Annotated in this window: 19 protein-coding genes and 1 pseudogene; 6 read left to right on the forward strand and 14 right to left on the reverse strand. The window is 59.5% G+C overall.

Annotated features, from left to right (window positions below; translation table 11 throughout):
- Positions 1-72: 72 nt before the first annotated feature.
- A complete protein-coding gene (locus ACA072_RS20890) occupies positions 73-1,125 on the forward strand; it encodes an NAD(P)-dependent alcohol dehydrogenase (protein ID WP_497620295.1) in 1,053 nt (350 codons plus the stop codon).
- On the opposite strand, the gene ACA072_RS20895 is transcribed toward ACA072_RS20890, so the two are convergent.
- The 5 genes from ACA072_RS20895 to ACA072_RS20915 all read right to left on the reverse strand — a co-directional run bounded on the left by ACA072_RS20895 (position 1,126) and on the right by ACA072_RS20915 (position 6,326).
- A complete protein-coding gene (locus ACA072_RS20895; RefSeq protein WP_497620297.1) occupies positions 1,126-1,929 on the reverse strand; it encodes an IclR family transcriptional regulator in 804 nt (267 codons plus the stop codon).
- Between the two features lie 60 nt (positions 1,930-1,989).
- Entirely contained in the window at positions 1,990-3,300 is a 1,311-nt protein-coding gene (locus ACA072_RS20900; RefSeq protein WP_131061328.1) for an MFS transporter, read from the reverse strand.
- Positions 3,301-3,497: 197 nt separating this feature from the next.
- A complete protein-coding gene (gene dgoD / locus ACA072_RS20905; protein ID WP_497620298.1) occupies positions 3,498-4,646 on the reverse strand; it encodes a galactonate dehydratase in 1,149 nt (382 codons plus the stop codon).
- Positions 4,647-4,693: 47 nt separating this feature from the next.
- Positions 4,694-5,314: a 2-dehydro-3-deoxy-6-phosphogalactonate aldolase gene (locus ACA072_RS20910; RefSeq protein WP_497620300.1), complete on the reverse strand. Its 621-nt coding sequence runs from the start codon at positions 5,312-5,314 to the stop codon at positions 4,694-4,696.
- 19 nt (positions 5,315-5,333) lie between these two features.
- Positions 5,334-6,326: a 2-dehydro-3-deoxygalactonokinase gene (locus tag ACA072_RS20915; protein WP_497620302.1), complete on the reverse strand. Its 993-nt coding sequence runs from the start codon at positions 6,324-6,326 to the stop codon at positions 5,334-5,336.
- Between the two features lie 181 nt (positions 6,327-6,507).
- On the opposite strand from ACA072_RS20915, the gene ACA072_RS20920 reads away from it, so the two are divergent.
- The gene (locus tag ACA072_RS20920; RefSeq protein ID WP_497620304.1) at positions 6,508-6,951 is read left to right on the forward strand and encodes a hypothetical protein; all 444 of its coding nucleotides are present in this window, start codon (positions 6,508-6,510) and stop codon (positions 6,949-6,951) included.
- 49 nt (positions 6,952-7,000) lie between these two features.
- Here the strand turns inward: ACA072_RS20920 and ACA072_RS20925 are convergent, their stop codons facing one another.
- The 4 genes and pseudogenes from ACA072_RS20925 to ACA072_RS20940 all read right to left on the reverse strand — a co-directional run bounded on the left by ACA072_RS20925 (position 7,001) and on the right by ACA072_RS20940 (position 9,429).
- Positions 7,001-7,498, reverse strand: coding sequence for a hypothetical protein (locus ACA072_RS20925; RefSeq protein WP_497620306.1), 498 nt, complete (start codon positions 7,496-7,498; stop codon positions 7,001-7,003).
- 6 nt (positions 7,499-7,504) lie between these two features.
- A complete protein-coding gene (locus ACA072_RS20930) occupies positions 7,505-8,236 on the reverse strand; it encodes an alpha/beta hydrolase (RefSeq protein WP_497620308.1) in 732 nt (243 codons plus the stop codon).
- Positions 8,237-8,241: 5 nt separating this feature from the next.
- Positions 8,242-8,712: pseudogene (locus ACA072_RS20935) on the reverse strand (PAAR domain-containing protein).
- Positions 8,713-8,946: 234 nt separating this feature from the next.
- Positions 8,947-9,429 (reverse strand): GNAT family N-acetyltransferase, encoded by a 483-nt coding sequence (locus ACA072_RS20940; RefSeq protein ID WP_461959364.1) that lies wholly within the window; start codon positions 9,427-9,429, stop codon positions 8,947-8,949.
- Between the two features lie 130 nt (positions 9,430-9,559).
- Between ACA072_RS20940 and ACA072_RS20945 the strand changes: the two genes are divergently transcribed.
- The 4 genes from ACA072_RS20945 (at position 9,560) to ACA072_RS20960 (ending at position 12,252) form a co-directional block, all read left to right on the forward strand.
- Positions 9,560-10,213, forward strand: a complete 654-nt coding sequence (locus ACA072_RS20945) for an HD domain-containing protein (RefSeq protein WP_497620310.1) — start codon at positions 9,560-9,562, stop codon at positions 10,211-10,213.
- 112 nt (positions 10,214-10,325) lie between these two features.
- Positions 10,326-11,531 carry an MFS transporter gene (locus ACA072_RS20950; protein ID WP_497620312.1) on the forward strand — a complete coding sequence of 402 codons (1,206 nt, stop codon included), beginning with the start codon at positions 10,326-10,328 and terminating at the stop codon, positions 11,529-11,531.
- An 84-nt stretch (positions 11,532-11,615) separates the two neighbouring features.
- Entirely contained in the window at positions 11,616-11,951 is a 336-nt protein-coding gene (locus ACA072_RS20955) for a hypothetical protein (RefSeq protein ID WP_497620314.1), read from the forward strand.
- Between the two features lie 46 nt (positions 11,952-11,997).
- The gene (locus ACA072_RS20960; protein ID WP_094468480.1) at positions 11,998-12,252 is read left to right on the forward strand and encodes a hypothetical protein; all 255 of its coding nucleotides are present in this window, start codon (positions 11,998-12,000) and stop codon (positions 12,250-12,252) included.
- Positions 12,253-12,479: 227 nt separating this feature from the next.
- Here the strand turns inward: ACA072_RS20960 and ACA072_RS20965 are convergent, their stop codons facing one another.
- The 5 genes from ACA072_RS20965 to araH all read right to left on the reverse strand — a co-directional run bounded on the left by ACA072_RS20965 (position 12,480) and on the right by araH (position 18,031).
- Positions 12,480-13,409, reverse strand: a complete 930-nt coding sequence (locus ACA072_RS20965; protein ID WP_497620315.1) for a PfkB family carbohydrate kinase — start codon at positions 13,407-13,409, stop codon at positions 12,480-12,482.
- Positions 13,402-14,868 carry a purine-cytosine permease family protein gene (locus ACA072_RS20970; protein ID WP_497620316.1) on the reverse strand — a complete coding sequence of 489 codons (1,467 nt, stop codon included), beginning with the start codon at positions 14,866-14,868 and terminating at the stop codon, positions 13,402-13,404. The genes ACA072_RS20965 and ACA072_RS20970 overlap by 8 nt, the downstream gene beginning before the upstream one ends.
- Positions 14,869-15,100: 232 nt before the next feature.
- Positions 15,101-16,099, reverse strand: coding sequence for an ADP-ribosylglycohydrolase family protein (locus ACA072_RS20975; protein ID WP_497620317.1), 999 nt, complete (start codon positions 16,097-16,099; stop codon positions 15,101-15,103).
- A complete protein-coding gene (locus tag ACA072_RS20980) occupies positions 16,096-16,809 on the reverse strand; it encodes a GntR family transcriptional regulator (protein ID WP_497620318.1) in 714 nt (237 codons plus the stop codon). Before ACA072_RS20980 ends, ACA072_RS20975 begins: the two co-directional genes overlap by 4 nt.
- 253 nt (positions 16,810-17,062) lie before the next feature.
- A complete protein-coding gene (araH, locus tag ACA072_RS20985) occupies positions 17,063-18,031 on the reverse strand; it encodes an L-arabinose ABC transporter permease AraH (RefSeq protein ID WP_438658493.1) in 969 nt (322 codons plus the stop codon).
- Between the last annotated feature and the right edge of the window lie 5 nt (positions 18,032-18,036).

Genomic DNA, 18,036 nt, shown 5'->3' on the forward strand with positions numbered 1-18,036 from the left:
CGCCATGGCCGGTGGCAGGCACGGCGCCCAAAATGCGCCACCTCACTTGTCACTGTTTCTGCGAGGTTCAACATGTACACCGCCATCGGATACGCCACCCAGTCGGCCACCACTCCCCTCGCCCCCGTGAAATTCGAACGCCGCAGCCCAAGGGCCGACGACGTTGCGATCGACATTCTCTACTGCGGCGTCTGCCATTCCGACATCCACCAGGCCCGCAACGAGTGGGGCATTGCCGTCTACCCGCTGATGCCCGGCCACGAGATCGTAGGCAAAGTGACCGCCGTCGGTGCGAATGTCAGCCGGCACAAAGTCGGCGATCTCGTTGGCGTCGGCTGCATGGTCGATTCCTGCCGCAGCTGTGAAGCCTGCCAGTCCAACCTCGAGCAATATTGCCTGGAAGGCCCGACCATGACCTACGCCACCCCGGACCGGGTCGATGGCAGGAACACCATGGGCGGCTACTCCGACAGCATCGTGGTCAGCGAGCACTTCGTGGTGCGCATTCCGGAAAAACTCGACCCGGCCAGCGCAGCGCCGATTCTTTGCGCGGGCATCACCACCTACTCCCCACTCAAGCACTACGGCGTGAAGGCCGGCGACAAGGTCGGGATTCTTGGCATGGGTGGCCTCGGCCACATGGGCATCAAGTTCGCCAAGGCGATGGGGGCGGAGGTCACGCTGTTCACCCGTTCGGCGAGCAAGGCTGAAGAAGGTCGTCGTCAGGGCGCGGACCACGTGATCGTGTCCACCGATGCCGATCAGATGAAGGCTGCAGCAGGCTATTTCGACTTCCTGCTGGACACTATTCCGGTGCAGCACGACCTCAATCCCTACCTCGACACCCTGCGTTTCGACGGCGTGCACATTCTGGTCGGGTTGATCGAACCGGTCGATCCACCGGTCCACGCCGGCAAACTGGTGATGAGCCGTCGCGTATTGGCCGGCTCGCTGATCGGCGGCATTGCCGAAACCCAGGAAGTGCTGGATTTCTGTGCCGAACACAACATCACCTGCGACATCGAAATGCTCGACATCCGCCAGATCAACGAGGCTTTCGCCCGCATGATTGCCGGTGACGTGAAGTACCGCTTCGTAATCGACATGGCGACACTGAAGGTCTAATCAGACCTTAGCGCCGAGTTCTGCCGAGAGCCGGGCTGTGACCCCTTTGATCAGGGGAATCAGCTCGGCCATTTTTTCCAGCGGCATGTAAGGCACGGTGCTGGCGATGCTGATGCCGGCAACGATGCGTTTGCTGGCATCACGGATCGGCGCCGCCACACAGCGGATCGACGGTTCGTTGTCTTCCAGATCGAAGGCATAACCGCCCGCCACATACTCGATCATGCGCTGCTGAAACTGCTCCCAGGACTGCTCCGGGTGCTGCGGCCAGAGCTGATTTTTCCCACCCGCCGGCAGGCTGACTTCGTACAGCCGCTGCCATTCTTCCTGCGTGTCATCCAGCATCAGCGCCTTGCCGATCCCGGTGCGCGCCAACGGCATGCGGTGGCCGACCCGCGAGCGCATTTCCGGGCCATTGCGCCCCGGATTCTTGTGCAGGTACAACACCTCGTCGCCTTCACGTATGGCCAGGTGGATGGTGTCGCCGGTCAGCGCCGACAACTCGTCCAGATACGGCCCGGCCAGGGTAACCAGCGGCAACTCTTCACGCGCCTGGAAACCCAGCTCGATCAGCTTCGGCCCCAACAGGTAACCGACTTGCGGCACCACACGCAGGTAACGCTCGTCCACCAGGCAACTGGCCAGACGATGGGTGGTGCTGCGCGTCGTGCCGATCAGCCGGGCGATTTCCTTGAGATCGCGGGCGCCACTGGCCACGGCCTGAACCACACCCAAACCACGAAGCAGGGTCTGGGTGCCAGTCGGTGCGGCGTCCTTGGCGATTTTTGGGGCGTCTTCCTGCATATCCAGCCTTTACCGTTGAGCGAGTGAACGGGCGGCATTATGGTCGCCCGCATGCCGCAACTACAACTTGATACGCTCGACCTTGCCGACCAGCAAGATGTAGGAAAGCGCGCCAATCAATGCCAGAACCGAGATGTAGGTGATCGCCGGGGCAAACGAATCACCGGTCGCCAGGAAACCGATGACGATTGGCGTGGTAATCGCCGACAGGTTGCCAATGAAGTTGAACACCCCACCGGTCAATCCCAGCAACCGCGCCGGGGCCAGCGTTGACACCAGCGACCAGGTGATCGAAGCCAGCCCGTTACCGAAGAACGCCAATGCGAGGAACGCAATCACCAGCGGCGTCGATTCAACGAAATTGGCGCCGATGATCGAGGTGGAAATCAGCAAGCCGCCAATGATTGGCAATTTGCGCGCGAAGCCCACCGTATAACCGCGACGGATCAGGAAATCGGAGAAGAACCCGGAGCACAGGACGCCGATAAACGCGGCGAGAAACGGCAACGACGCCAACAGGCCGGACTTGATGAAGTCCATGCCGCGGTATTTCACCAGGTAGGTCGGGAACCACGTCAGGAAAAACCACAGTGTCGAGTTGAGGCAGAACTGCCCCAGGTAAATGCCCCACAACTTGCGCTTGGTCAGCACGATACCGAGATCGGTCCAGCTGAATTTGGCTTTGACCTTGGCTTGTTCGGCCTGGATATCGACCAGCCCGCCGCCTTCACGGATCAGCTCGATTTCGGCGTCGTTGGCGCCCTTGAAATCACGTGGTTCGCGGTACACCGCGTACCAGATCACCGCCCAGAGAATACCGACCGCACCGGTGCTGACGAACACCATGTGCCAGCCATATTGATGCTGCAGCCAGGCCAATACCGGCGTCAGGAATGCCAGCCCGACGAACTGCCCGGAGGTATAAAAACCGATGGCCGTGGCGCGTTCGCGTTCCGGGAACCAGGTGGTAACCACACGGCTGTTGATCGGGTACGCCGGTGCTTCCAGCGCGCCGACTGCCATGCGCAATACGAACAATGCGATGAAGCTGGCGGCGAAGCCGAGCATGACGGTGGCGATCGACCAAAGGAGCAGCGCGACGCTGTAGAGAATCCGTGGCGGGACACGATCCACCAGCCAGCCGCCGGGGATTTGCATCGCGGCGTAGGTCCAACCGAAGGCCGAGAAAATCAGGCCGACGTGGATCGGGTCGATGCCCAGTTCGCTGGTCAGCGCCGGGGCGGCGATGGAGAGGTTGCTGCGGTCGAGGTAGTTGATGACCACGGTGATGAACAGCAGCACCATGATGAAAAACCGCTTGCGGCTGGGCGCCACCAACGACGCCTGCCCGGTAAGGGTTTGCGGTTGCATGGGGAATGCCTCTTCTTATGTTTATTGAGGTCGATGTGAAATCGGGATTTGCCGCAAATCTCCTGTCCATGGAGATCAAACTGTGGGAGCCAGCCTGCTGGCGATCGCGGTGTGTCAGTCACCATGAATGCTGGATGTGCCGACCAAATCGCCAGCAGGCTGGCTCCCACAGGGGTTTGCGCTGGGTCAGGGAGAACTCACCACTCGGCAAAACTGCCATCGGCATGGCGCCAGATCGGGTTGCGCCAGCGGTGGCCGACAGCGGCGCGTTCGATGACGTATTCCTCGTTGATCTCGATGCCCAGGCCTGGGCCGTGCGGGATTTTCACGAAGCCTTTGTCGTAGTCGAACACCCGCGGATCTTTCACGTAATCGAGCAGGTCGTTGCTCTCGTTGTAATGGATGCCCAGGCTCTGCTCCTGGATGAACGCGTTGTAGCAAACCGCGTCCAGTTGCAGGCACGCCGCCAGGGCAATCGGGCCCAACGGACAATGCAGCGCCAGCGCCACATCGTAGGCTTCGGCCATGTTGGCAATCTTGCGGGTTTCGGTGATGCCGCCGGCGTGGGATGCGTCCGGCTGAATGATGTCGACGTAACCTTCGCTCAGCACGCGCTTGAAATCCCAGCGCGAGAACAGCCGCTCGCCGAGGGCAATCGGGGTGCTGGTCAGCGGCGCCAATTCCTTCAGCGCTTCGTAGTTTTCGCTGAGCACCGGTTCTTCGATGAACATCAGTTTGTACGGGTCGAGTTCCTTCATCAGCACCTTGGCCATGGGTTTGTGCACCCGGCCATGGAAGTCGACGCCAATGCCGACGTTCGGCCCCACTGCATCACGCACGGCAGCGACGTTGGCCAGGGCCAGGTCGACTTTCTCGAAGGAATCGAGGAATTGCAGCTCTTCAGTGCCGTTCATTTTCACCGCAGTGAAACCACGTTCGACAGCCTCTTTCGCCGCGCGAGCAGTGTCCGCCGGCCGGTCGCCGCCGATCCACGAATACACGCGAATCTTGTCGCGCACCTGGCCACCCAAAAGGTCACTGACCGACACACCGAGAGCCTTGCCCTTGATGTCCCACAACGCCTGATCGATACCGGCCAGCGCGCTCATGTGGATCGCGCCGCCCCGGTAGAATCCGCCGCGGTAGAGCACGGTCCAGATGTCTTCGATGTTGCGTGGGTCTTTGCCGATCAGGTAGTCGGACAATTCTTCAACGGCAGCCGCCACGGTGTGCGCGCGGCCTTCGACCACGGGCTCGCCCCAACCGGTCACGCCCTCGTCGGTTTCGACCTTGAGGAAGCACCAGCGCGGCGGAACGATGAAGGTGGTGAGTTTGGTGATTTTCATCTGTTGTCTCTCTTGTTAGATGCAGCGCGCTCGGCGCCAAAAAAGTCTTAACGCAGAGCGTTCCATGCAGCGACATAGGCCCTGGCGTTCACCGCCACTTCTTCAAGTGTCATACCCGGCTTGAACAACCCGGAACCGAGTCCGAAGCCTTTGACACCGGCGTCGATAAACACCTGCATGTTGTCCGGTGTGATCCCGCCGACCGGCGCCAGAATGGTTCCGGCCGGCAGCACCGCGAGCCAGGCTTTGACGACAGCCGGGCCCATCTGCTCGGCCGGAAACATCTTCAGCACATCCGCACCTTCGGCCAGAGCGGCAAAGGCTTCGGTCGGCGTCGCCACGCCCGGCGACAGGTATAACCCCGCCGCTTTCGCCGCACGCAACACCTTGGCATCGCTATGAGGCATGACGATCACCTGACCGCCCGCCGCTTTCACTTGCTCGACCTGCTCCGGCGTCAGCACCGTCCCGGCGCCGATCAGGCAATCGGCAGGCAAAGTACTGCGCAGGATGCGGATGCTTTCATACGGCTCGGGGGAATTGAGCGGCACTTCGATGACGCGAAATCCGGCGGCATAAAGGACCTCGCCAATGGCGGCCGCTTCTTGCGGGCGCAGGCCACGCAGGATCGCGATCAGACCGTTTTGCGCCAGTGCTTGCTTGAGCATGTCAGACCTCCAGTCAGGTTTAACGGGGTGGGTGTGCGGCGATCAGTCCGGCAGCGACCGCCAACTGCCACAACCCGCGTTCGGTGGCTTGTTCGGCCAGGGTCACGCGGGCAAATCCGCAGGCGTCGAGGGCCCGGCTGTAGCGGGCACAGAGTTGAGAATTCCCGATCAGGATGATCGACGGCAGATGAACGCTGTTGCGTCGGCGCCGTTGAACGTTGGCCAGTGCTGACAGCTCATGACCGATCAGCAGGCCGGATAAATAATCCGGTTGCGCGGTGGCGCTGAGTTCACCGGTCAGGCCCAGGCTGCGAGCGCTGAACAACGTCGACAATGGCCCGATCTCACCCTCCGCCGACAGCGCCACTTGCACACCCCGATCAAACGCGTGGCCATCGAAGGACGCACCCTTTTGCTGGGTGCGCCCCAGAATGCTGTGCTCGCTGAGCACGGCGAAGATCTCGCCGGTCATGAAGGTATCGAAATGCACGATGCAACCGGCGGCCACTTCCACCCATTTCGAATGACTGCCCGGCAGGCCGATCAACAGATCACGGCCCTGCTCGATCGGCAGATTCTGCAAGACACCGAGCACCTGGGTTTCTTCGCCGCGCATCACGTTCGGCAAGCGCGAACGCTGAATCACACCCGGCACGATGTGCACATCGACACCGCGAAGACTGCGAATGGTTTGTAGGGAAGTTCCGAGATTGGCGACGTTGGCCGGCGTGTCGCAGTAAGCCGCTTCGCGCCAGCCCTGGGCACTGCCGACCATGCCACAGGCAATCACCGGCAAATCCGGCTGCGCGTCGAGCCAGTCACCGCACGCCTCATCGAAGGCCAGTTCAAAACCGTCGGCACATGCCTGACCGTTGATGATTCGCGGTGTCCGGGGCAACTGCATGATCCCGGACGATAGCGAACGCTGTTCCAGCACCTGGCCACCCGCGGCGAGTTTGTAAGCACGTAATGAGGTCGTCCCCCAATCGAGCGCGATCAATTGCGCCAGCATCGCTTCACCTGTTCTGTTTATTGGCAGTGAGTGAGCTGGACTATAAACCCGGACGCGGACAAATCTCAATATATAAATATCACTCCCATATTATGGGATTTACAAGTGTGACAGGATTTTCTTTGCCAACGCTTTAAAATGCCGGCCCATCGGAAAGGCACCCAACCCTCAAGGAAGAAAAATGAAGATTGCTTTAAAGGCGCTGCTGTTCTGCAGTGCTTTCTGGTCCGCTGCAGCACTCAGCGCATCGAAGGAACTGCAGGTGGGCGATATCTGGGCTTACAAAAACCGGCCGGGCGAGGATGGATCGACACTGACGATCTTGAAAATCGAGAATTATCCGAAGTTGGGTAAGGTCGTTCACATCAGAGTGGACGGCTTTCGGCTGATCAACCCGGTGACAGGGAATGAATTTAACGAAATGCCTCACCTGCCCTTCCAGGCAAAAGCCATAGAACGCAGCATCACCCATCGGGTGGGAAATACCTCTGACATTCAGGATTTCAGTCAGGGTTATGCGGCATGGAGAGCGGCCTTTGATGAGGGGAAGGCCGGGGTTTTCAAGATTACCGTTCGACAAGTCCTCGACGGATTGATCAATAGTAATTGGGAAGCCGATGAATGAGTGAGGCTGCTTTCTCTCGGTAAACAACCTCGCATAACCTGGGCTTGTTTTACTGTTTAGAAACAGCCTTCAATAGCTCTGCGGTCGGCACACGCATGATGTGGGAGAAGTATGTATTGTACTTGGTAGTATGAACTCGAAACACGCACGAAATAAAATCACGCTTCTTCAATAACGGAACCAGAGCCTCTCCCTCCAAATAATCCTCTCCTCCTTTCCCGCTTTCTGACTCACTAAAAATGACATTAGCTCGATAGAGCAATGGTCCCGACTCCATCTCTTTTCCTACCAAGCCAAAACCAGAACGCCTTATATGGTGTGCTTCGGTAAAATCAAGATCATCTTCTAAAGAACAGACAAGCCCCTCACCTATCCGTGACTTGAACAACCCAAGAAGCTCCACATCGGAAGTTAAATAAATCTGGTACAGCCCAGTACTACGAAGTTCCTTTACACTGGAGTATTCAAGTGTTGCGATAGGTCTTCCGTGATTCAGAGAACAAGATGCACTCATTATGATTGCTAAAAACAAAAAAACCTTATGCATCCAGAATCACTCCCTGAAGTAGCTCAAAATCGACTCATTGAATATTTGCCGAGCAGACTTTCCACCAGGCAATGTCTGCACGAACATCCTGTCGGCATCTGCATGATTCACATCCACCCGCCCCATGACATTAGGTCCCTGTGTTACTTCCCACTGTTCACCAAAGTCCGCGACCAGATCCGACACATTCCAATCGACCGCTGCTGCCCGAATATTAACCCAGTAGTCAGCCTTGGGGATTGGCTCTCTTCTAAAGATACTTGAGAGGCCGTAGACGATTTTCCCTTCACCTACTGGATCCAGTGTAATAAGCATTTTTACTTTGAAGCCTTTGTCTGCCAGCACACTGGAAAGGTGGGCACCATTCCAACCACCGAGACTGTGGCCAACAATGTAAATCGCGGTGGAGCAATTAGGTATTCGGCTCAACACATTTCGCTCAAGATCATCATTACTAATAAACGAATTGTAACTGAGCGCCCACGACGGACAGCGCTTCAAAATCTCCAATTGTTTTGCGTCGCCCACAGTAATCCGGCGCACATAATCGATATTATTATTGGGGCCTGTACCGTAGTAACTTTCCTGATCGCCCGCACCACCGATAAAAAATATAACCAGGTCTCGCAAGGCAACAGGTACCTGCTTAACAGATTGGTCCGCTTTACAAGTCAATGTATGGGTTTTTACTTCTCTTTTAGGTAACTCTTGTTTCACTGCTGCAGCTTCACCAGCCATGGCAATCACTCCACAAACAATTTAATGGTCTCGGCCAAATGAGAACTGACAGTGTGAGTAAACCCGGACGCATCCGTAACGCCATGCTCTTCGCTGCCGTCACCACGCTGAATGGTGTAGGAGTGATAAGGAATCGGCTCACCGGTCGCGTCATTCACCACTTGTAATCTGTCGGTGAAATGCACCGGCATCGGAAGCAGCCCACTAAAGGCTGCTCCGCCACCGCTTTGCCCGATGATTACGTTGCCATGCCCACCCGTGCTATCGAGGGTTGCGGCGTTGAGACCATTGATGAATACCGTACCCGAAACAGCGCCGGTAATTGGGCTGCCACAGGCAGATTTGTCCGTCATGCGAGCAGCGGCGAGGCCATCGAAGAAAACATCTGGCGATCCAGAAACAATTGGATTGGTGCCATGCCCTGGCTACGGGCATGAAGTGGGGTCGGTAACGCGTGCAGCAGGTTTTCCACTCAAGTCAAAGCTCCTTGCTTTTGAGTTTTAAAGCGATGGCGGCAAACATTCAGGGTGCAAAAGAAATGCACCAACGACGCTCAACCAAACCAGTGAGTCGAAGGCGATCGTGACGGATGTCGAGAGAAGAAGATGCCAGAGGCATTGCAGGTGTCATCCGTGAGCGCGCAGAGGCGCACAGGATGACGAACTAAACAGGTGGCGACAACTGGATTCAGCGTTAGGGCAAAACGCGCATCAACTCCCCTCGGCAAACTCCCGCAACACCGCACCATCCATCCGATACCGAACCCACTCTTCCTGAGGCTGCGCACCCAGCGATTTATAAAACTCGATTGCCGGTTTGTTCCAGTCCAGCACGCTCCACTCGAATCGTCCGCAGTCATTGGCGCAGGCGATTTTCGCAAGGTGGCGGAGCAAGGTTTTGCCTGCGCCGCCGCCGCGCTGCTCGGGGGTGATATAGAGGTCTTCGAGGTACAGGCAGTTGCTGCCGAGCCAGGTTGAATAACTGAAGAAGAACACCGCGAAGCCGATCGGCACGCCGTCGCGCAGGCAGATCAGGCCGTGGGCGGTGGCGCCTTCGCTGAACAGGCTGCGTTCGATGTCGGCGACGCTGGCGATGACTTCGTGGCGGGCACGTTCGTAGTCGGCCAGTTCGGTGATGAACCCGAGGATTTGCGGCGCATCGCTGGGGGTCGCCGGGCGGATGTCGATCGTCATGGACAGGCCTTTGTCGAAAGTTGAAAACGCCATACTAAGTCGGTGCGCCACGCTCGTCACACTGGAAATGCAAAGCTGATCCATGGAGCATGTGTAGCTGACACGAATGCATTCACTTAGCAGGAAGTTTATGACCACTGATGCTTTTGCGCCGCTGCAAAGTCTCGCCGCCGAGCTACTGCCCCACGCGCTGGAGCCGTCGGAAGATGGCGCTCACGATCTGTCGCATTTGCAGCGCGTCTGGCACAACGTGCGCACGTTGCATGCACAAGAAGGTGGCGATCTTAACGTGTTGCTGGCAGCGGTGCTTTTGCATGATTGCGTGGCGGTGGAGAAGAATTCGCCGCTGCGTTCGCAGGCGTCAAGACTGGCCGCCGAGAAGGCATGTGCCGTGTTGGCTGACATGGATTGGCCAAGCGCAAAAATCAACGCCGTTACCCACGCCATTGAAGCTCACAGCTTTTCCGCCAACATCCCCCCGACCTCGCTCGAAGCAAAGATCATGCAGGACGCCGACCGTCTCGACTCTCTGGGTATGCTCGGCGTAGCACGTACTTTTTACATCGCCGGGCGCATGGGCAGCGCGCTGTACGACCCGCAAGATCCGGAAGCGAAGGCGCGGGACTACGATGACAAACGCTTTTGCCTCGATCACTTTCAGACCAAGCTGCTGCACCTGGCGGACGGTTTCCAGACGCCAACCGGCCAACGACTGGCGCGGATCAGGCATGAGCGTTTGAAGAGTTTCATGGAGCTGTTCAAGGAAGAAATCGGCATCGGCTGAACCCATTACTCCGGCCGGCGCTAACCCTGGCATCGATAACCTCGGACTTAACGTTGACGACGCGCATGGTAGATAGAGGGTTAGCGCCTTTATCGGGTCAAGGAACCGCGCCATGTCTACTGCACCGCCCCGCGTCTCAAGCAGGTTGTTCGGCCTGTTTTGCCTCGCCAGTTATTTGCTGTCGCTGTCCTACGGCTCGACGTTTTTGTTGTCGCTGTTGATCGGCTCACGGGGCGGCAACGAACACGACGCCGGCAGTGTGATTTCGGCGGCGATGCTCAGTACGTTTGCGGCGGTGATTGTCTCCGGGCACCTGTCCGATCTGCTCGGCGCGTCGCGTTCGATTGCGTTGTTTGGCGTGCTGTTGGTGGCCGCCAGTCTGGGCTTCGCGCTGGCTCCGGGGTTCGGCCATCTGTTGCTGTTTTTCGGACTGCTGCTGGGGCTGGGTTGGGGCGTGTTCTACACCTTGGGGCCGATTATCGTCGCGAGTCTGGTAACGCCCGCGCAACGCGCCAAATACTTCGCGCTGCTGTCCGGCAGCATGATGACCGGGATCGGCAGCGGTCCGTTGTTGGGCCGCGCCGCCAGTGCGCTGGGCTATCCGGTGACCGCGGCGTTTTACCTCGCGGCGCTGGCCAGTCTGATTGGCGTGGTGCTGTTTTGGCGGCTGGATACTCAGCTGAAAAAAGCGCCCTCGCCTGCCACTTCCGTCGCACGCATTTCCTGGCGCGCCACCGCTCAGGTGCTGTCGTCCAAAGCGCTGTTTCCGATCATCATGGTCGGCCTCGGCGGATGCGTATTCGGTGGCCTGTCGAGCTTTCAAACCAGTTACGCGGCCTCTCGCTCACTGGATTACTCACTGTTCTTTTTCGGCTTCATGGGCGCGGCGATCAGCAGCCGAATGTTGATTGCCGGCTTCGTGGTCAAGCGAGATCCGTTGCGCGCTTCCTGCCTGCTGTCGGGGCTGATGACGGGCTCGATTGTGCTGTTCGGTTTCGTGGTCGACAGCGGGTTCAGCTACGTGCTGGCGGCGATGATGCTCGGAGTCGGTTACGGGCTGACATATTCGGTGATCAATGGCCTGGCGGCGAACGAAGCGCCGCACGGCACCACCTCGCAATCGTTGCTGCTGTTCAGCTTGTCGTACTTCATCGGCGTGTTCGGTTTTCCGTTGCTGGCCGGGAAGATCATCGTCAAACACGGTATGACGACACTTCTGCTCACCGTTCTCGCCGTAGCGTTGTTGAACTGGCTGATCACCGTGAGCCGCTTGATCTGGCGTCGGGTCGTCAGCGCCAGATCGTTGCAGCAGGTCTAGACCGTTCGTCGTTCATCAGGCACCAATCCAAATCGGGGGCGGACCAACATCAGGTAAGGACTCTAATTGAATGGAGACGACACCATGATCACGTCCCGCTTGACTGCCCTCGCTCTCGCCACGCTGTTGTCCTCTGCCGCTTTCGCGGCGACCCCAGCCGCCGGTACCGGCCCAACCAACCCGGCCGAAGGTCAAAAAACCCCGACCACCCAAGGCTCACCCGGCATGAACACTAATGGATCGGGCGTCGACAGCGTACCTGCGTCCACGGGCACCGACCCACGGATTCAGGGCAACGATGCGGGCCGTCAAGGGGGAATGAACCAGCCGGACACCCAGACACCCGATAACGCCGGTGCCGGCATCGGCTCGAAAACCACCACCGGTGGCTCGGGTTCCGAAGGCGGCGCCAGCCAATAGTTCGCCCACGCGAGTTGCATCTATCCACATCCATGAAGAGGTAACCATGAACGTCGATAAAAACCTTGAGAAAGAAGTCCTGACCCGTCTGCTGCACGCCCATCCAGGTGGCTTGGGCAAAGAGGTCCTGGACAATTACCGGGGAGAGAAAGTCGTGGCCAGCGCCCTCGCCACGCTGCAGGATCGCGGGCTGATTCAGCATGGGCATGTGACCTGTAACGAAGCCGGCGAACACTCGCTGCAACTGCCGATCAAACTCAGCGCGGCTGGGGTCGAGGCGGCGCGAAAGCTGGACGTTTAACACGATGAACCAGGTCGCAGTCGTGCGCGGCTGCGACCGTTTGACCGACTCTACAAGCAGCAGGCGTTGATTGAGTCGCTGCGCAAGGCTGGCCAAGAATCAGAATGGATGCTGAATCTTATGACCCCTTCGCGGGCAAGCCCGCTCCCACAGTGATCGAGGGCGTTCACTATTTTGCGTACACCCCAAAACCCTGTGGGAGCGGGCTTGCCCGCGAAAGCGTCAGTTCAGACGCCGAAGGTCTTCCTGACAAAAGCATCCACTTCATCGATTCCAGGCGAAGTCGCCGGCCCCCACCGAGTCACCGCCAGCGCCGCAGCCGCATTTGCCCGCCGCGCCGCTTCACCTGCAGGCAACCCCTGCGCCAACCCAGCCAGAAACACCCCCGCATGGGCATCGCCCGCGCCATTGCTGTCCACCGCTTCAACCTTGAAACCGGGCACGTGCTGTCGGTCGCCGCGCTGACTGATCCAGCACCCTTGCGGTCCATCGCGCACCACGATCAAAACCTCGGCCGGCAGATGATCGGTCAGCCTGTCCAACGCCTCGGCAATGTCCGACGCCCCGGTAAACCGTAACGCCTCGACACTGTTGCTGGTCCACAGATCAATGCGTGGCAACAACGCCTGCATCAATGGCTGGTCCGGCGAATCCACCAACGGTCCTGGATCGAACACCACGTTGATCGCTTTCGGCAATCCCGACACCCACTCCACCAGCGCCTGCGCCTTGCCGGCGTGCAGCAAACTGTAGCCGCTGACGTAAACGTAGTCGCCCGCCTCGGCCGGCACGTTCGCCAGGTCCTCGGCAGTCAACTCGCCCTCGGCGCCGATGTAGGAAATGAAACTGCGCTCGGCCGACGCATCGGTCACCGCAACGCACAACCCGGTATCCCGTTCAGCCTTGTGTGCGATGCCGATCCGAATGCCTTCAGCCTTCATCGCCTCACGGGCCAGATCGCCGAAACGACCGGTGCCATGACGACCGAGGTAAACCACCGGCAGCCCGTTACGCGTAGCGGCGGCCATCACGTTAAAACCTCCGCCGGCTTCGAAACTGGCGGATTGCGCCAACACGTCGCCGCCGGGCTGGGGCAGTTTGTCCACGGCCATGACCAGGTCGATGATGACCTGGCCGGTGTGCAGCAATCTAGGCATGAGCGTTCTCAGTCAGCGCGGCGCGACGATCCCTCGCCCCACCAAGCACAAAGTAAATCCCGCCAGCCACCAGGAACGTCACGATCCAGCCGAGGCCGTTATGGCCAAGCCACGAATCAGACAGGAAACCCCGGAACCAGACGTTTTGTTCGGTGGTGCCAATGGTGGTGAAGCTGAAGCCCAGCACGATCGCCAGCGCCCACGCACCAAACGCGCGCCACTCGATACCGCCGCTGTACCAGTAGGCGCTGCTCGGGCTGACGTCCAGCAGGTCTTTGGGGCTGTAGTAATGACGATGAATCAGGTCGACGACGAAGATCCCGACCCACGCCGTGATCGGCACCGCCAGCAGCGAAATGAAGGTAATGAACGGACCATAGAAACTGTCGGCGATCAGCATGAAGTAGATTGAACCGGCGAAGATCGCGACGATGTCGACCACCACGGCGTAGACGCGTTTGACCTTGAGGCCGAGGGTCAGCGTGGTCAGACCGGCGGAATACACCGACAGGTTGTTCGACAGCAGCAAGCCGCCGAACGCGGTGATCAGGTACGGCACGGCCATCCAGGTCGGCAGCATGTCGCGGATCGCGATGATCGGGTCAGTGGCCGACGCCAGGTCGTTGTTGCCCACTGACAGCAAGCCGCCGAGGGTGATCAGCAACACCAGCGGAATCCCCGCACCGAAAGCCGCCGACGCCACCAGGCGCACGGCTTTGACGCTGCGGTGCTGATAGCGCGACATGTCGGCGCCGGCGTTGGCCCAACCGATCCCGGTGCCGGCCGCCATGGTGCCGACGCCGATGATCATCGCGCTCAACGGCGCGGGCGTGGCGTTGAACACGGCGCTCCAGTCGATGGTGGCGCAGAGGAAGCCACCGACCAGAATGTTCAGCGCACCGAACACGTAAGTCGCCCATTTCTGGATCACCAGCAACGTGGCGTGACCGAGGCCGGACACCGACAAGGTCAGCAGCACGAAAATCGCGATGAAGATCAGGGTCAGTACCGGCGCGCTTTTCGCTTCCACCGGCGAACCGAACAGGATCGAGCACAGCGACAGCAGCACGAAGGCGGCGGTGGTGGTGTTGACGGTTTCCCAACCGAGCCGCGACATCAGCGAGACCAGGGTCGGGCCGATGTTGCCGCGCACGCCGAAGATCGCTCGCGACAGGGTCAGGCTCGGTGCCCGACCACGACGACCGGCGATGGAGATGATCCCGACCACCGCGAAAGAACCCGCAGCGCCGAGGATCGCGACGATGATCGCCTGCCAGATCGCCAACCCGCGAAACGCCACCAGCGTGGCACCCAGCGGCAGGCCGAGGATGGAAATATTGGCCGCGAACCAGACCCAGAACAGTTGCAGCGGATGACCGTTGCACTCCGCTTCCGGCACCGGTTCGATGCCGCGTGTTTCCAGTTGGCCGGCGCTTTGCCCGGCGTTCGATGAACTCATGAAAAATGCTCCTGTTGCCTTTGTTGTGGTTGTGGGCAATGACGGAAGACGAAAACAACAGCCCGGCTATCCTGGCCAAGTCCGTGCGATCCATTGCGGGGTTATCAATTCAAATAAGCGGCGCAACCTTCGCGAGCAAGCCCGCTCCCACAGGGTCTCCTGTGTACACAAATCTTGTGCATGGCACAGATCAAGTGTGGGAGCGGGCTTGCTCGCGAAGGCGCCAGTCCAGTCAACGCAGGGCGAGAAGTCTCCGCACCAAAGGCTCCAGCTCCAGATCATTAACGGCTTTGATTTTTTCGATCATCTCCACCGGCCAACTCCCAAGCCCCAGACAGGCCCCAAGCATCGCGCCGAGTATCGCCGCGATGGTGTCGGTGTCACCACCCAGGCTCGCGGCCATGCACACCGCTTCGAAAGCGTTCATTTCACCGACGGCCACTTGTTGCGCCAGGGCAAACGAGACCACCACCGATTCCTGGGAAGCCACCGAAGTGCCGATCACGTCGTACAGCAAATCCGCCAGCAACGCCTTGTCACTGTCGACGCTGATGGTGCGCGCCCAGCTGATGCGCGAGGCAATCCGTCCGCCCGCGACCCAGTGGCCATGGCTTTCAGCTTGCTGGGCGATTTGCTGGCCGAGGTTCAAGGCTTCGCCCAGGTCCATGCCGTTGATACCGGCCGAAACCACCGCCGCCACTGCTGCAGCGCTGGAAATCCCCAGCGTGGTGTTGTGAGTAACCTGGCAGGCTTGCACCACGGCCTTGATGAACCGCTCAGGGTTGGTGACATCCGCGGCGATGCCCACCGGAGTGATGCGCATCGCCGCGCCATTGGTGGAGCCGTAGCGCCCCGCTTCTTCCGGTGAATGGCCGGCGACGATCATTTCGATCGCCCGTTTGGTCGAAGGCCCGAGCAAGTCTTGCGATCCCTTGGCCTGCATCTCGGCTTCCCAGTCGATCAGCCGTTGAGCGAGCACGGCCGGTTCAATCCGGCCCTCACCGTCCACCAACAACTGACCGACCAGAATCGCCTGTTCGGTGTCATCGGTGATCGAGCCCTTGGGCATGTTGGCGGCAATCGGTTGATCGGGGCCGGCGTCTTGCAAGTCGGTGATCGCACCGAAGCGCGCCTTGATGTCGGCGCGGCTCAGGGATTGAGTCGGCATGCCCAGCGCATCGCCCAGGGCCAGTCCGTAGAACGCGCCCAACGCACGGTCGAGCGCGGTCATTTTGATTCTCCAAATTGCAGGTGCAGGCGAAAGTGCACCGGGTCGAGCAAGCTTTCGACCTGCTCCATGAAGCGGTTTTGCCGGTCGTAGGTGGTGCGCAAGGCTTTGAGGAAAACCGTGCCGACCGGGCGCCCGAGCAACTCGGCGTCTTCAGCGCTCAAGGGTTCTGCGCCGATCCATTGATTACCGCGTTCGCCGATGTAGCCGTAGGCGGCCAGGGTGATGGTCAGGGAGTTGTCGATCAGGCCGACACGCGGCAGGCTTTCCAGGCCTCCGGTGGCGGGCATCAATGAGCGTTCGAGGGAAACCAGCTTGCCGTCGTTGGAACGGCGGCGTCGGTCAAGGGTGATGAACTGGTCGGTTCCGAAGCGCGACATCAGGTCCGGCCGAGTGACGGCCTCCAGCCGCAGCACTTCGGTATTGATCAGCGCCCCGCTGTCGGCCAGCGCCTGCGCCCAGCCGCTGCGTTGGTCGAGCACCATGCCGTCGAAGGTGACGATGGAGCCCACGCCGCTTTGGGTCGCGATGTAGTTGCGTCGTTTCAACTCGGCAAGGGCCTCGCGCAGCGTGCCGCGGCTGACTTTGAATTCTTGAGCCAACTGATGCTCGCCCGGCAACAGAAAGCCGTCCTCCATGAGGCCGCTTTCGATGCGCCGGATGAGTTCGTCGACCACCCGTTGTTTCTTGTCAAATCGTACCTGTCTAATCATGTACAAATTGATAACCGAAACGGGCGGGGGCGAGCAAGGAATATTTAAGGGAGGTGACAGAAGGAGAGGTGACCGCTGCGCGGTCATCGCGAGCAGGCTCCCACATGGGATTTGCGGAGAACACAAAATCTGTGCGCGACATAAATCAACTGTGGGAGCGGGCTTGCTCGCGAAGGGATCAGCACATCCAACATCCAAGTGCCAGACAGACCGCTTTCGCGAGCAAGCCCGCTCCCACAGGTATAAATCGGTGTCAGCGCTGTTTCAGGCGGTCGATGACGACGGCCAGCAGCAAGATCGAACCGCGAATCACGTACTGGTAGAAGGTGTCGATGTTCTTCAGGTTCATCGCATTCTCGATAATCGCCAGAATCAACACCCCGGCAATCACATGCCGGATCATGCCGATCCCGCCGCTCAGCGACACCCCGCCCAGCACGCACGCCGAGATCACCGTCAGCTCAAAACCCTGACCAATCATCGGCTGACCCGAGGTCATGCGCGACGCCAGAATCACCCCGGCCAATGCGCCGATCACACCGTGCACGGCAAAGATAATGATCTTGGTCCGGTCAACGTTCACCCCGGCCAGCAACGCCGCTTCCTGGTTGCCACCGATGGCCATGGTGTTGCGCCCGTAGGTGGTGTAGTTCAGCAGCCAGCCAAAAAACAGGAAGCACACGATGGTGATCAGGATCGGCACCGGTACGCCAAACAACTGGCCGTTACCGAAGACGAAGAACGACTCCTGCGACACGCCCACCGCTTTGCCATTGGCAAAAATGTAAGCCAGGCCACGAACAATTTGCATGGTCGCCAGCGTGGTGATCAACGCGTTGACCCGCAGCTTGGCAATCACGATGCCGTTGATCAACCCGACAATCAGCCCCATCACCAGTGCGGCACTGACGCCGAGAAACACGCTGTCGGTGTCGCGCATCACCACGGCCGCGACGACGCCGGCACAGGCAATCACCGAACCCACTGACAAGTCGAAATGCCCGGACGCCAGGCAATAGAGCATGGTGCACGCGGCAATCCCGGTAGTGGAAATCGCCAGGCCCAGGCCGCGCATGTTCAGCGGCGACAGGAAGTTGTCGATCAGCAGCGTGCAGGCCACGAAGATCCCGACGGCCGCCAGCAACATCACCCAGTCATCGAGGAAACGCCGCAAGTCCAGAGGTTTGCGCTGGGTCGGCAGAGCGTTGTTTTGGATTGTCATAGTCA

It is taken from the genome of Pseudomonas sp. LBUM1656 (assembly GCF_059716065.1).